Here is a 12240-nt window from a genome sequence, read left to right on the forward strand (position 1 = left end):
ACATTTTCCTTTTTAAAATTTAAGCTGCATTCCTAATTGACTTGATAATAACACCATTTTCTTGAATATCATTTAAAATCAATGCAGTAATTTGACGACCGATGTTTTCGCCGGTGCGCGTGGCTGCTGTATCATCTTGTGTGCCCTGAACGACAATTTGGTTTGTAATGTTAAAGCTAATATTACCCTTGCTCGCACCGCTATTTGCTTGGCTCCCTGCGTTATATCTGCGGGCCATTGAGCTAATTTCGATATTTTGCTTAGGAGAAAGTACCCGTTCGCCGCGCTGCAGTATGTAGGTGCTTTCGTTTGGTACGTAGTCTAAACCGCCGTGGGCTATACCCGCTGGCTGTTGAGACTTTATTGCTCGTACACGTTGCATGCCCATTGATATTGCAGCTGCTGCGGCCGCTGCGCCAAGAACGGGACCAATGGGTTTTATCCATGCCAAGGCCGAATAGGCACTTGTTGCAGACTCATAGGTTTTAATTAAGGCGTTGCTTATCGCAAACGCTTTATACATTTTAAACGCAGTTTTGCTTTGCTGGCTCATGGCTTTTAAGCCCACTTCACCCAGCCCAATTACGGCACTGGTTTTTTCAAGTGCGGTTTGCTTCTCCCAGTTTGCAAAAGCCATTATTTGAGCTTGAAGGGGGCCTGTATTACGCGAGCGAATTTGCATCAAGCGCTCTTGGTGCGCTGCTTCGTCGGCTTCACGCTGATTGTGAAAGCCCTGAGCTAGGTTAAGTTCTTGCTGTCGTTCAAGGGCTTTTATTTCATTGTCGGCATTGTATTTTAGTTCGCCAACACCATCATTTGCAGCTAAGCCTAATTGCGAACGGCGCTTTGCATCTACGCGTGCTTGTTGCCTTGCTTGCTCAACCTGTAATGTTGTGTTGTAAGCAGTGAGTGCTTCACGTGTTGCAAAGCCTTTCGCTTGTGCGATACGCGCTTCTAGTGCGTTACGTAAATCATTGCGTCGCTTTTGTTCTGCTTCATTTTGTATGCGTGTTTTGTCGGCTTCTTTTTTTTGTTTTAGCTTATTTAAGTCATCAGCGTGCTTAGCATCCAGTTGAGCCAATATTTGATTGTACTTGGCTGCATTCGCTGTATCGTTTTCACGTGCCGTGACCAACATTTTTTTACGCTTTTCGTAGCTGTGTTTTATGCGACCTTCTTCATCTAATAAGCTAACCTGCAGGCGACGGATATTTTCAGGGAGTGCAGCCGGGGCGGTAACTTCGGGCTTTTTAACTGTAGGCTTTGGCTTGGCAACATCGCCTTTGAGTTTTTTCTGAAGCTTAAGCAAACGGTTTTGCTCTACAATCAACTTTTCTACTTTGGCTTCTTGTAATGTAATTTTGTCGTTTGACTCTTTTATTTGTTGCTTAGATAAAGATACGCGAGCCATTTGACTCATACCAAATATAGAGTTGTTGGAAATTAAGATCCCGTTTTCTACTTCATGCTTAAGTTGCTGAATTTCTTTTTTAGCGTTGGCTATTTGCTCACTGGTAGATTCAAACGTGCGGTTAACTTGCACTAAGCGAGCTGCACGCGCTTTGTCTGTCAACGCTTCAAAACCGCCAGCCAGTTCATTCACTCTACTTTTTAGATCACTCGCTGAGCGAGCACCTTCATCGCCTTGGGTTGCAAAATAAGCAATCGCTAATCCTGCCATCATAGCAGCTCCCACAGGGCCACCCATCAGAGCCATTGCACCAGATGCAGCCCGAGCTGCCACACTTGCTCGCGACGCTGCGGAAGTATAAGTATTAGTTGCTGCAGTGAGTGCCGTTTGGCTTGCGGTTGCTTTGTGATTGGCAAGAGCAAGTTGAGTAACGGCTTTTGCACGCAGTGCCGTATTGTGCGCAACTTCAAGTTGGCGTTGTGCTGCGAGTTTATTTTGAATCGCAAATTGGTTTTGCTGTACTGCCAAGCGTTTTTGCTGCGCGGCCAGTGCCAAATCTGCTTGCAACGCTCTATTTTTAGCAATGGCATTTGCAGCAAAGCCGGTTGCTGACTTTGAGAGTGAGCCAATTAAGTGACTACCAATGACAACTGCGAGTGCAGTGGCCGACTTTGTTAGCCCACTCACTAACTCTTTATTCTCGCGCAATTCGCTCATAGCGCTTGTGATACTGCTCACAACACTTGTTACAGCAAAATTAACCGGCTTTTCATACTCACGAATTAAACGCTGGTACTCGTTACCCATTTCAGCGAATGACGCGTTGATTTTACCCTCGGTGGCTTCAGCGGCACCCGCATAGTCGTTCAGTGCTTTTATTAAATAGCGCTTAAACATTTGGCTGGTAATGCGGCCATCATTCACAAGTTGCCTGAATCCACCCGCTGCAGTGCCGGCTGCTTTATCAAGTTTTTGCATTAGGCCAGGTAGCGGCTCGGTTACTTGGTTGAGTTCTTCAGCACGCAGTACACCTGCAGTCATGCCTTGTGTCATCCCGAACAAGCTTTGTTTTAACTGCTCGTTACCTGCGCCTGTTTTAGCTGCAGCGTTCGCAAAGCCCTCTAATATTTGAACGCCTTGGCTTTGGGTAACAACGCCTGCTTCTTGCAAGTTTAAGATTTTGGAATACGAGTCGGCGAGGGTTGTATAGCTGGTATTGAGCTTGTCTGCAGTGGTAAACAGATAATTTTGCACTGCATTGTATTCACGCGCAGAGCCAGTTAACCCTTTTAAGCGGGTATCGAGCAATTGCGCATTGCCGGTATCGCGCACAAACATCGCACCTGAGCCAATACCAACAACACCCGCCATGGCAGCGGTAATGCTTGCGTATGCATTACTCATGACTCTACTACTGCGCACAACCGACGCTTGTGACTGCTGTACTCGATTATTACTAGATACAAGCCTTGAGTTGGCTGCAACTTGTTGTGTAATTGCGATTGGGACTTTTTGAATAGTGTTTGCCGCTTGAGCGGAAGCAGCGTTCACTTTTAACTGCTCGGTAACAACTTTTTTATTGCTAGCGCCCAGTCGTTTGTTTGCATCAACATGTTTATTGATTGCAGCGCGTGACTTTGCGTTCTCTTTGGCTGAAGCGCTAACAGCTGCCGCTACTGTTTTGTGTGCTTTCGCGGCTTTTTGAGTGGCAATAGTCTGCTTTTCAACTGCTTGTTTTGCAGCCGTTGTTGCTTTAGCTGCATCTGCAGATTTATTAACTTGTTGCTTTAATGACGCGGTATGACTTGTTTGTGCAGCTTCTGCGGTTTTATTGGCTGTGGTTTGTTTTTGCGTAACAGTAGCAAGTTGTTTAGATACTACTGACGCTTGCTGAGTCTCACTTACTACCGCTTTAAGAGCGGTTGTTTGCTTGGCAATGGGCTTTTGAGCTGCATTATGCGCTTTGGTTTGGGTGCTAACAGCTTGATGAATTGCTTTTAAATCGCGCACATTTTTTGCGGTGCCTGTAGTGACTGCTTTACCGTCGTACTTCAAGCGTAATGCTAGATTCAAATCTTTCATCGCGTTGTCTCGCTATTGTTATAATTGTGCGCTCTAAAAACTGCAGTTTATTAAAGTCGGTAGGGGTTAATTTTAGCTCTGCATAGCGCCAAGCAATTTCAGCACGAGCATAATCAAGCGCGATTTCTATGCCGTCTTTGCAGTACTGCCACTGTGAGCTGGCAAGCGTTAATGCATTCACAGCGGGCCAGTTCTGCGGCAGTACATACAAATCACTTTGCGCTGACTGCTCTTGTTTAGTAACAGGTCCACCAAAGTGGGCTAAGTCGTCATCGAGTGTTTTGCTTTGTGTTGCTAGGCCCCCCATGAACCACCTAGCAACATCGATTAGTTTTTTTCTTGAACCCTATATTGCGCGTTAATACACTCAGCGGTAATGCGCCCAGCGATACCGCCATAAATTAACAGTTGATCCAATACATCGCTTGAAAATGTTACGGGTTGACCTTCGTCTATGAAGCCATCCCAGCCCACTAATAACTCTCGGGCAATTTGTTGATCTGTTTTTGTGTTGTTCGATGTCAATTCGTCAATTTGCTGCGTATTAAGCAGCTTAATATGGGCGGTAAACTTGAAGGTAACACCGCCGAATTCAAAGTGAAGCGGGGCTTTAATTACGGCGTCTTGTAGTGCGTTTAATAATTTTAGTTTCATAAGATCACTCAAATACTAAGGTTAATTCGTCATAGCCTGCACCGCTTGGCACGAGGCTTCCATCTAGTTCATAGCCAGCTAACTCACTTTCTAATGATGCATATTTTGGAACGGGCATTTGAAAGCGACCTAGCACGGTAAACTTATTACCTGCGCTTGTGCCGTGGCTAAACTCAAAGTTTTGTATGTCGCCCGTGGCATCAAACGGGTTAAAATTTGCAATAGTGTCGGCGCTGAGTGTCATCTGCGCTTTCGACTCATGGCCCGTTAACATTATTTCTTCGTGGTTTATCGCACGGTCGAAGATCACATTATTACCAACATCAATGGTGAGCTTGTGTAATGTACGTGCGGTGTTGTTAAGCTTAAAAGCAGAATTACAGGCAACGCCCAGTACCTCTGGCCGCTTCCAACGCGCCCAATCAACCGTTGGGGCAGTAATTGAATGAATAGGGGGGCTAAACAAACCTTTAAACTGCCAATTAAGTTTGGGTATTCCTTTTTCAAGGCTCATACTGACATTGCCAAGCATTTCGCTGATTTCGTGGGTATTGCTGCCAAAACGCAGCATACACTTTGCTTTTGTGGCTGCACCTTTGGTAAACGTCACGCTTGAAGCCGTCGAAACCTGCACCATGCCACACGCTAAAAGCAACGGCGCAATAGCGGGAGAACTGCCAGCCGTGCCACACATGGCCAAGGGCGTTTTAAAGTTAAGCGACACATGTTGACCGTAATACACTTGCAGGCTTGCGCCACTGTGTGCTGTTTCAACTTCGTCTGTGTCTGTTTCGCTTTCAATGTTAAATTCAATGTCGGAGGCATAAATCGCATGCAGCCCTGAGAGTGTTGTACCGAGGGAGTCAGCCAACAGTATTTTGTCTTTATATCGCCATCCGCTCATTACTTACCTCCTGAAATTAGTGTGTTGTCATCGAGCGTAAAGGCACCAGCTAAACTCTGGCGCTCTGTTTTTTCTAATGCTGCATGCTCTGACAAAGCAGCACGTGCTTGTTCGGCTATTTGTGTAGGGGTTAACTTTGGTTTTATCGGCTCTTTATCAGGGTTTTTCATGATGCTGCCTTGGGGGTTACGGTTGTAAAGCCAGTGACTTTAAACTGGCACTGGTAAATAAGGTTATTGGTGTCGCGGCTTAGCTCAACGATACGGCCTCGGTGTAGTTGAATAGGCTCCCATGGTTTAAACGTCATACCAGCAACAGCGGTTTTCACTTTATCGCGTAGGTGTTTAATATGGTCATCACTTGGCTTGTTACCGCTTTTACAGGGGATCACTATCATCACAGCAAATATCTCTGTGATTGTATATTCATCTTGGCCAGTAACGCTTTGAGCCAGTTCGTAGTCTTCGTCTAGTGGCAATACATAAAGTACAGGGCCTTGCACGGCACGTTTTCGGGCTTCGCTGAAGTCAGCTGAAAACCCAACCTTTGCAATTTTTGCGGCTTTTAATACAACTTCGACTTTGTTTAAATCAAAATTAAACATGCTTTAAACCCCGTTTAAACGTTTGTACGAATGGCTTTTAAATAAGCCAACCTGTCACCATTTCAATAATTTCTTTGGCTTGCTTTTGCTCAATACCAAGGATTGGGCGAGCGGGTAGCGTGACCGAGTGGTTACGGCCCGCTTTACCCCCAAAGTGGTGTATTGCGCCGTATATTTCCCCTAAGCCATGCTCAAGTTCGCCGTTATCAGCGCGGTGTGTAACTGAGTCAGCCAAGTCGCGAGAATCAGTGAGTGTCAGCCCTGGCTTTTCTGGGTCACGGCCTTTGCCTGTTCTAGCTGCTTCTGATTGCTGCCAGCGTGTACCATCAGGCGCGAGTTCATCAACAAAGCGCTGCACTACATCACTGTCTAAATACGCGCCTATGTCATCCAGCACATCTTTCGGTGCAATGCTCTTTTTATTGATGAGCTGCAGTGACTCAAGCGCATCGCCAGATATATTGATGTAAACACCCGCCATTAGTAGCGTTCCCAATTAAATTGCGAAATCGGTTTAGCGGTTTTAATCGTGGTACTGCTCTTTGCTGTAGGGGCTTTTAGCTGAATAACGCCTTTGTCAATTTTATCGAGCGTTTTGATTGCATCGTCTCGACGCTTCACAATGCTTTCATCACCATCGTTGGTGCACAGCTCGTAACGCATCAAATCTGCAGCCAGTCCTGGCAATACGCTTTTTTCTGTCTCATCTACAGACAAGCTAAAACGGGCAACGTAGCCGAATATCAACGCATCTACGTTTGTTTTGGCTGTATCAAACCAGTCGTAAATCTGTTGCTGTAACTCGGTTTCAGGTGCGTTTAATAATGCTTGGGCGATATCGTCGCTTGTTAACTCAACATCATGACTAAAGCCCGGGTTAAATTGCGCTTGTGCAAACAGCAATAGCGAATGTAGGCCGATAGTATTTACCGTGTGCTGCGTACTTACATACATAACTCATCTCACAACGTGCAAAAGAAAATAGGGCGCTACTCACGAATAAAAGCGCAAGCGCAATACCCTATGAAACAAGGGAGAAATTTTTATACAAATAAGCCTAAGCTTTTGGCGTTAAAACATCGGTTAGCAATATGCCGCAATCTTTAGCTATCAATTGTTCTTGAACAGATTCACCTACCAGCACTTTCACACCACCACGTAAGCCAGCTGCAACTGGTTTGTTACTCGATACGCGACTTCCGTACCGTGCAGTAAGTGCAAACGTCATTCGACTATTTTGAAAATTAGCTAACGGGTCATGGTACGTCAGTGACATTGAATCTTTCCAAGCACGCTCAAGCTTCATGCCTTGGCCTTTTTTCTTTATATTGACTCTGGCCTCACCAATATTTATATATTCAATTTCAAGCTTGTCTTTTAACCACGACATAGGGAGCAAACCATCGTCACCCAACGTCCCGTTATACGCTTTAATTAGTCTAGGGTGTGTGACTAAAGCTGTTGCGACATTGCGAGACATGGTTAAACAGTTTGGCCGCATTAAAGGTTCATTAATGATTTCTAATAAGAACTTTAAAACGTTGTGTTCTGGATCATCTATATGTCTGAAGTCACCAGTGCCCACTAGCTTATGGTTTTTACCGAAATTGGTTGTGGTGTTGTAGAATTTGGCAACACGCACTTCGCGGTCAAGCAACACTAAATCTGTTACATTTTCAGCTGCATGTGTAAGCGGGTTATAATTTTCAGGTGCGTTGTTAATATCATCATTTGGTACTACATCAGACAAACCATAATCTTCAACAGAACCCGTTCTACTTTCCGACGTAAACTCAACCTGATTAGCCTCTGATTTTCGGCCTATTTTTGTGTCTGGAACAGTGAAAAGCTCTTCTGTTTTGTATTCAGTCCACTCATACAGACGCTTTCCAACGGGGGCGTAGGGTAAAACACTGTCAGCGATTAGGCGTTTATTTTTATACGCAATCGCGACTGCTGTTTGTTCTACACTGGGGGTAAAAGGCATACCATCACTCATAACAATTCCTTACTACTTAACAATAATAAAAGGGGTGAGGTGTATATCGACAATCGTGCCTGCATCACCTGTCTCTAACACTTTGCCGACAATATTGATGGTGTCGTCTTCGGCGAACGTGGCTTTATCAAATGGGATTGCACGGCCTTCGGCGTCACTTACCGCCCACTCGCCACCAAAGAACACTCCACCTAATTCGACAGGGGCAATTCGGTCCATCACCACATCAACGCGTAAGTGGTTATCAGTGCCTTGTTCGGTTACACCAAGGGCATTATCTGCGACACCTGTAGCTTGTGCTGCCATAAAGTCACCGGTATCAACCACAACGATTCGGTTTGGCAAAATCTCATTGGTTGCTTCAAAGTTACGTATGAGTCCTGGGATCGCCATTAGCTTGCCTCCTTTTGAACTTGTTCAAGGGCAGAGGAAATACTCACCGTAATACCTTTTTCAGCGAGCGACTTTTGAAAATCAATGGCTTTGGCGGCAAGTGCTTCAGCCGAATTATCAATGTCGGTCTCGTTACCATCATCTTGACTGAAGTCTTTTGTTAAACCTTTCTGTTCGGGTAGGGCTTCTAAGAACGACTTAAACCATTCACCTGGTGCAACGGTTTTGTTTTGCTCGCCATCCGCTGCAGCAAACTCAAAGGTTTGGGCTTCACCGCTTTCGAGGTGCGCCATAAATTCAGCGATTCCTTCTGTGTTAGTTAAGCGGGGCGCTTTGCCACCGTTTACTTTGGTGTCTATGAAGGTTTGCGCATCAAACTTGCGCTGATTAAATTGCAGGGTGGCGTTAGCTGCTTCCGACGCAGCGAGTTTGTCTTCAAGGGCTTTTCTTTCTGCCTTTCTTTGTTCTTCAGTCACGGTGTTGTCCTCATCTTGATTTGAGTGCGCAGAAAACTCCGCGCCTGGTTGTTCTTGTTCAGTGCGTTTTTCATGGCGGGCTAAAATGGCTTGCTCGTTTAACCAATCGGCATCATATTCAGGCACGACTTTTCGGGCTTCATCTGCACCAAATCGGTCTGTAATAAAGGTTTTGAGGTTATTAATTAAATTCACGAGTACATTGCTGGCATCGAGTGCAACGCTTTCAATGCGCTCACTCGCAGCAAATTCAAACTCAACAGCGGCTTGGTCTTCAGCTTCATTAAACTGCCATGCTAAACCGTCAACAGCGGGGGGCTTACCCCCTAAAAAGCCAATGTGCGCCAGTTTGTAACCGTCGTCTGTTTTGGTTAAACGCACAGAGCGATTGGGGTAACGCTTGTTTTCGACTGCTTCAGCAAAATCGGCACTCACTTCTTCGGCTTTTGCATAGAGCGTATCGTTTTCAATTTTTAGCTCACTGGCCCAACCCCAAGCAGGGTCGTCGGTTTTAGGGTGACCAATAACGAGCGGGGCGGTTTTTGGTGCAAAGCTACTTACAACGCTTTGTAAGTCACTTTGACTGAACTCAGCCTCATTGCCTTTTGAGTCGGTATGTTTACCAGCTCTGAATATTTCGAACCATTTAAATTGCGTGTTTGGTTTATTTGTGGGGTTAGCCATTGCATTTGCTCATGTTTAAAACATGCAGCTAGATTAGCGATTTGAAAAAAGATGAGGAGTTGGAAAGTGGTTTACATACTGTGCTATTGCAGCATTTAAATAGACTAAACACCTCAAGCAAAACGATCAACAAGTATTTAAGTGAATAAGGCTGAACTTAGACTGTCAGATGTAATTAATTGGGTGCAATTAAATCTGACAGTTGCATATGTGCCAAACTCAGAAGTTGATAACGCAGCATTAAGTTCCTAGACGCCATATTTCAAATAATGAGTCATGTTCACGTAAAGGTTTTTGTAGATACTCACCATATGTCAAAAATGTAATATCAATTTCAACATTCCATTTTTTTGACAGCTTTTTCAATGTTTCTCTACAGCTTTTGTATGTGCTCAAAGGTGAAGTTGCATCCAGCGTAGAAACTAATAAGATATCAATGTCATTATAGCCTCCTCCACGAAAAAATGAACCGAAGCCATACACACCCCAAAGCTCATTCTTCGCGGATAAAGCGAACCTTATTTCCGTCACGATCTTTCTTGACGTAATTCCAGAAATCATCTTTCCATAGTGCTCCAGCCATTTCATCAGACACGTAAATACCAATATTATCGCCTATACCGTATTGTTTGGCATCCGTTGTACTTGCATTCCAACCACCACCAATATAAATAATATCAAGATCCCCAAACTCTTCTAGAGCTCTTTGAACCATTGTTAGACCCATAGTATATTGACGCAAACAAAGAATCTTAAGAGTGTCGCCCTGTGCTTTCCTTGTGATTTCGAAGAGTATATCTTTACTACGGTTAACACTTTGAACATTGCTATGATTGTTTAATAACTTATCAAACCATGTAATTTGGCTAAAAGGCACACCCCAATCATTATTACCATTACTCATAACTCAAACACCTCTGAAAATGCACTGGGAAATGTTACATATTGATCGAGTCGTTCATATTGATTCTGCTCAAATGAACTCACATGACTTTTAAAGGTTGCAAAAACCTTTAAAACAGAGACGTCAAGTAAGAGTTTATTCGCTTCGATCATGTTAACGATTTTTCGATTATTTGGAATAATTAAATCTAGTTTACGAAACTCCCATGCCTTATGTGTATTTGAGCCAGGATCTTCAGCAGCTCCTGACTGAGGACCAAAACTTTCCCATGCTGACTTGTTATCAATTAAAAGCATTGCTACTTGATGCTTTAACTCTTCAAATGTATCAAATGTTTTGTCACTAAATAAAGATCGTATTGCCTGCTCGTGGTCATTTTTCCAACCGTGGAGCTGTTCTACTGTAAAAGTTCCCTCAGGGGACTTATCAATGTGTCGATGGCAAGTTGGGCACAACAAAACTAAATTTTCATACGTATCAGCGCCACCGCCAGTTATTCCTCTTGGCCCCTGCTCACTTCTTGCAATTATATGAGCCATTTCTCCAACATTGTAGCTTCTAGCCTTTTCCAACACTTGTGTTAAATCAGTTCTACAACCTGGATTCGAGCAAATACCGGCTGCCCGTCCCCATAGGAGCTTCGCATCTCCATCTGATATTGCCATTTTACCTCCTAATTTATGATTACACTTAACGCTAGCTTAAACCGCAGACAACGCACAAAACAAGCCGTTGCACTACGCCTTAAACACTAAATAGCTGCAAGCCAAAAGTGCCACGCATTGTTTGTCGGTTTGAAGCTTTTGTTATGTTTTCTGGCGACTAAAAGGTAAGCGAAAACTCGTAACAATCACCGCTTACAGTTAATTCTCTTTGGTTGGGATCATATGAAAATGTTTGGAATTGTGGTTTGAAGACTTGGTACTGAATTCCAAAACTTCGAATTACGTCATCGAGCTCAATAAATGGCCCATCTCCCGACTGAAAGTTGTTGTTAAAGTTAACAACAATATCACCCGACGCTAAAGTTTTATTGTTAAATAGGCCTGCATTAACTGGGTTTTGTAAATTCTGAACAAGTGATATACCTAGGTCACTCATGCACTTCTGAATTTCTGCAATATTCGATACTACGTTCATTTTCTTTCCTTAACTAATACGTTTTGTTTAAATATTAGTAGGTTATCAACTTTAAATTAAACACTCAACGACTCTTTGACTTGGAGAAAACGAGAAGTAATTTGGCTCGCTATGTAAAAAACAAGTCTGAATAAAAGATATAAATAACTACGCGCGGTAACTTTTACCACGATTTTTACCATTCAATTCCAAAACCAGCCCCGAACATCAAACGCAACCATGTTTAAAACGTGTTTAAACGGCGTTTAAATTTGTTTAAACGCCTTTTAGATGAATCAGTCTACTGCAAACACATTTTAAGCGCTTAGAGCGCGTCTGATGCGTTATTTAAAAATTATCGGTAAAGCTGAGCGAGTGAATTACTTATTATTAAGTTTAGTAGTTTCCGGTCTCTATTTTTGACCAATCACCAACGGCAGTAACAATCAACGTGGGTTCATACTGAGATTGTTGATTAATAGCAACATCTTTTGCTCGATAGTAGAAGCCTTCTAAACCGATTAGATCACCGATTCTTGGTAAATAGTCAAAAGTAAAGCTTTGACCAAATTCACAATGTAGGCCTTTGTCATGTATTGAGTACACTTCGCATTCAAATTTTTTGCTCATTATTTTCCTTAAAATATTTATTTAATTAATGATTACATTGTACTCGTTCGGTCTCTGGAGAATGCTCTTATAACCAGGGTAAGTTTTTTGATGGTCCGAATATATCATTTCCGTCGATATAGAATTTAGTGTAACCACCGTTTAAACTGAATATTGAACCTGCGTCTACCCAACATTTAGTGTAACCACTGTTAGATTTGAAGATTTGCCCCTCATCTATCCATGACTGGGTGTAGCCATTAGGGCCAAACACTTGGCCATTATCAATATAAAAACCAGTATACATATGTATCCTTAAATGTAATTTAATAAAACTATTTTAATTAAAAACAAGCATAGTTAAAATTAAGCTAAGTACTAAGCCAGCAAATAATGCCGTT

Annotated in this window: 17 protein-coding genes; all 17 read right to left on the minus strand. The window is 43.3% G+C overall.

The window, feature by feature from the left end; genetic code table 11:
- Positions 1 to 19: 19 nt before the first annotated feature.
- Positions 20 to 3493: a tape measure protein gene (locus J8L98_RS22050; protein WP_210998234.1), complete on the minus strand. Its 3474-nt coding sequence runs from the start codon at positions 3491 to 3493 to the stop codon at positions 20 to 22.
- On the minus strand, positions 3450 to 3800 hold the full coding sequence (locus J8L98_RS22055) for a DUF1799 domain-containing protein (protein ID WP_210998235.1): 351 nt from the start codon (positions 3798 to 3800) through the stop codon (positions 3450 to 3452). The genes J8L98_RS22050 and J8L98_RS22055 overlap by 44 nt, the downstream gene beginning before the upstream one ends.
- A 20-nt stretch (positions 3801 to 3820) precedes the next feature.
- Positions 3821 to 4147 carry a hypothetical protein gene (locus J8L98_RS22060; protein WP_210998236.1) on the minus strand — a complete coding sequence of 109 codons (327 nt, stop codon included), beginning with the start codon at positions 4145 to 4147 and terminating at the stop codon, positions 3821 to 3823.
- A 4-nt stretch (positions 4148 to 4151) separates the two neighbouring features.
- Positions 4152 to 5051, minus strand: coding sequence for a hypothetical protein (locus J8L98_RS22065; protein ID WP_210998237.1), 900 nt, complete (start codon positions 5049 to 5051; stop codon positions 4152 to 4154).
- Positions 5051 to 5221 (minus strand): hypothetical protein, encoded by a 171-nt coding sequence (locus J8L98_RS22070; RefSeq protein ID WP_210998238.1) that lies wholly within the window; start codon positions 5219 to 5221, stop codon positions 5051 to 5053. Before J8L98_RS22070 ends, J8L98_RS22065 begins: the two co-directional genes overlap by 1 nt.
- A complete protein-coding gene (locus J8L98_RS22075; protein ID WP_210998239.1) occupies positions 5218 to 5655 on the minus strand; it encodes a hypothetical protein in 438 nt (145 codons plus the stop codon). Before J8L98_RS22075 ends, J8L98_RS22070 begins: the two co-directional genes overlap by 4 nt.
- 37 nt (positions 5656 to 5692) lie before the next feature.
- A complete protein-coding gene (locus tag J8L98_RS22080) occupies positions 5693 to 6136 on the minus strand; it encodes a phage virion morphogenesis protein (protein WP_210998240.1) in 444 nt (147 codons plus the stop codon).
- Positions 6136 to 6609 (minus strand): phage protein Gp36 family protein, encoded by a 474-nt coding sequence (locus J8L98_RS22085; protein ID WP_210998241.1) that lies wholly within the window; start codon positions 6607 to 6609, stop codon positions 6136 to 6138. Before J8L98_RS22085 ends, J8L98_RS22080 begins: the two co-directional genes overlap by 1 nt.
- A 103-nt stretch (positions 6610 to 6712) precedes the next feature.
- Positions 6713 to 7654 carry a capsid protein gene (locus J8L98_RS22090; RefSeq protein ID WP_210998242.1) on the minus strand — a complete coding sequence of 314 codons (942 nt, stop codon included), beginning with the start codon at positions 7652 to 7654 and terminating at the stop codon, positions 6713 to 6715.
- A gap of 12 nt (positions 7655 to 7666) precedes the next feature.
- Positions 7667 to 8047 (minus strand): hypothetical protein, encoded by a 381-nt coding sequence (locus J8L98_RS22095; protein ID WP_210998243.1) that lies wholly within the window; start codon positions 8045 to 8047, stop codon positions 7667 to 7669.
- Positions 8047 to 9207: a hypothetical protein gene (locus J8L98_RS22100; protein WP_210998244.1), complete on the minus strand. Its 1161-nt coding sequence runs from the start codon at positions 9205 to 9207 to the stop codon at positions 8047 to 8049. The genes J8L98_RS22095 and J8L98_RS22100 overlap by 1 nt, the downstream gene beginning before the upstream one ends.
- Positions 9208 to 9447: 240 nt before the next feature.
- Complete coding sequence (locus tag J8L98_RS22105) at positions 9448 to 9738, minus strand: hypothetical protein (RefSeq protein WP_210998245.1); 291 nt, start codon at positions 9736 to 9738, stop codon at positions 9448 to 9450.
- Positions 9701 to 10111 carry a hypothetical protein gene (locus tag J8L98_RS22110; protein ID WP_210998246.1) on the minus strand — a complete coding sequence of 137 codons (411 nt, stop codon included), beginning with the start codon at positions 10109 to 10111 and terminating at the stop codon, positions 9701 to 9703. Before J8L98_RS22110 ends, J8L98_RS22105 begins: the two co-directional genes overlap by 38 nt.
- Positions 10108 to 10776, minus strand: coding sequence for an HNH endonuclease signature motif containing protein (locus J8L98_RS22115; protein ID WP_210998247.1), 669 nt, complete (start codon positions 10774 to 10776; stop codon positions 10108 to 10110). Before J8L98_RS22115 ends, J8L98_RS22110 begins: the two co-directional genes overlap by 4 nt.
- 157 nt (positions 10777 to 10933) lie before the next feature.
- A complete protein-coding gene (locus J8L98_RS22120) occupies positions 10934 to 11251 on the minus strand; it encodes a hypothetical protein (protein WP_210998248.1) in 318 nt (105 codons plus the stop codon).
- Between the two features lie 375 nt (positions 11252 to 11626).
- Positions 11627 to 11860 carry a hypothetical protein gene (locus tag J8L98_RS22125; protein ID WP_210998249.1) on the minus strand — a complete coding sequence of 78 codons (234 nt, stop codon included), beginning with the start codon at positions 11858 to 11860 and terminating at the stop codon, positions 11627 to 11629.
- A 67-nt stretch (positions 11861 to 11927) separates the two neighbouring features.
- Entirely contained in the window at positions 11928 to 12146 is a 219-nt protein-coding gene (locus J8L98_RS22130; RefSeq protein ID WP_210998250.1) for a hypothetical protein, read from the minus strand.
- Between the last annotated feature and the right edge of the window lie 94 nt (positions 12147 to 12240).

The organism is Pseudoalteromonas sp. MMG013 (assembly GCF_018100885.1).
Lineage (GTDB): Bacteria > Pseudomonadota > Gammaproteobacteria > Enterobacterales > Alteromonadaceae > Pseudoalteromonas > Pseudoalteromonas aurantia.

What these genes read in the sequence shown, in the direction of transcription:
- J8L98_RS22050 (WP_210998234.1), bottom strand. Translation starts at nt 3,493, where the DNA reads ATGAAAGATTTGAATCTAGCATTACGCTTGAAGTACGACGGTAAAGCA.
- J8L98_RS22055 (WP_210998235.1), bottom strand. Translation starts at nt 3,800, where the DNA reads ATGGGGGGCCTAGCAACACAAAGCAAAACACTCGATGACGACTTAGCC.
- J8L98_RS22060 (WP_210998236.1), bottom strand. Translation starts at nt 4,147, where the DNA reads ATGAAACTAAAATTATTAAACGCACTACAAGACGCCGTAATTAAAGCC.
- J8L98_RS22065 (WP_210998237.1), bottom strand. Translation starts at nt 5,051, where the DNA reads ATGAGCGGATGGCGATATAAAGACAAAATACTGTTGGCTGACTCCCTC.
- J8L98_RS22070 (WP_210998238.1), bottom strand. Translation starts at nt 5,221, where the DNA reads ATGAAAAACCCTGATAAAGAGCCGATAAAACCAAAGTTAACCCCTACA.
- J8L98_RS22075 (WP_210998239.1), bottom strand. Translation starts at nt 5,655, where the DNA reads ATGTTTAATTTTGATTTAAACAAAGTCGAAGTTGTATTAAAAGCCGCA.
- J8L98_RS22080 (WP_210998240.1), bottom strand. Translation starts at nt 6,136, where the DNA reads ATGGCGGGTGTTTACATCAATATATCTGGCGATGCGCTTGAGTCACTG.
- J8L98_RS22085 (WP_210998241.1), bottom strand. Translation starts at nt 6,609, where the DNA reads ATGTATGTAAGTACGCAGCACACGGTAAATACTATCGGCCTACATTCG.
- J8L98_RS22090 (WP_210998242.1), bottom strand. Translation starts at nt 7,654, where the DNA reads ATGAGTGATGGTATGCCTTTTACCCCCAGTGTAGAACAAACAGCAGTC.
- J8L98_RS22095 (WP_210998243.1), bottom strand. Translation starts at nt 8,047, where the DNA reads ATGGCGATCCCAGGACTCATACGTAACTTTGAAGCAACCAATGAGATT.
- J8L98_RS22100 (WP_210998244.1), bottom strand. Translation starts at nt 9,207, where the DNA reads ATGGCTAACCCCACAAATAAACCAAACACGCAATTTAAATGGTTCGAA.
- J8L98_RS22110 (WP_210998246.1), bottom strand. Translation starts at nt 10,111, where the DNA reads ATGAGTAATGGTAATAATGATTGGGGTGTGCCTTTTAGCCAAATTACA.
- J8L98_RS22115 (WP_210998247.1), bottom strand. Translation starts at nt 10,776, where the DNA reads ATGGCAATATCAGATGGAGATGCGAAGCTCCTATGGGGACGGGCAGCC.
- J8L98_RS22120 (WP_210998248.1), bottom strand. Translation starts at nt 11,251, where the DNA reads ATGAACGTAGTATCGAATATTGCAGAAATTCAGAAGTGCATGAGTGAC.
- J8L98_RS22125 (WP_210998249.1), bottom strand. Translation starts at nt 11,860, where the DNA reads ATGAGCAAAAAATTTGAATGCGAAGTGTACTCAATACATGACAAAGGC.
- J8L98_RS22130 (WP_210998250.1), bottom strand. Translation starts at nt 12,146, where the DNA reads ATGTATACTGGTTTTTATATTGATAATGGCCAAGTGTTTGGCCCTAAT.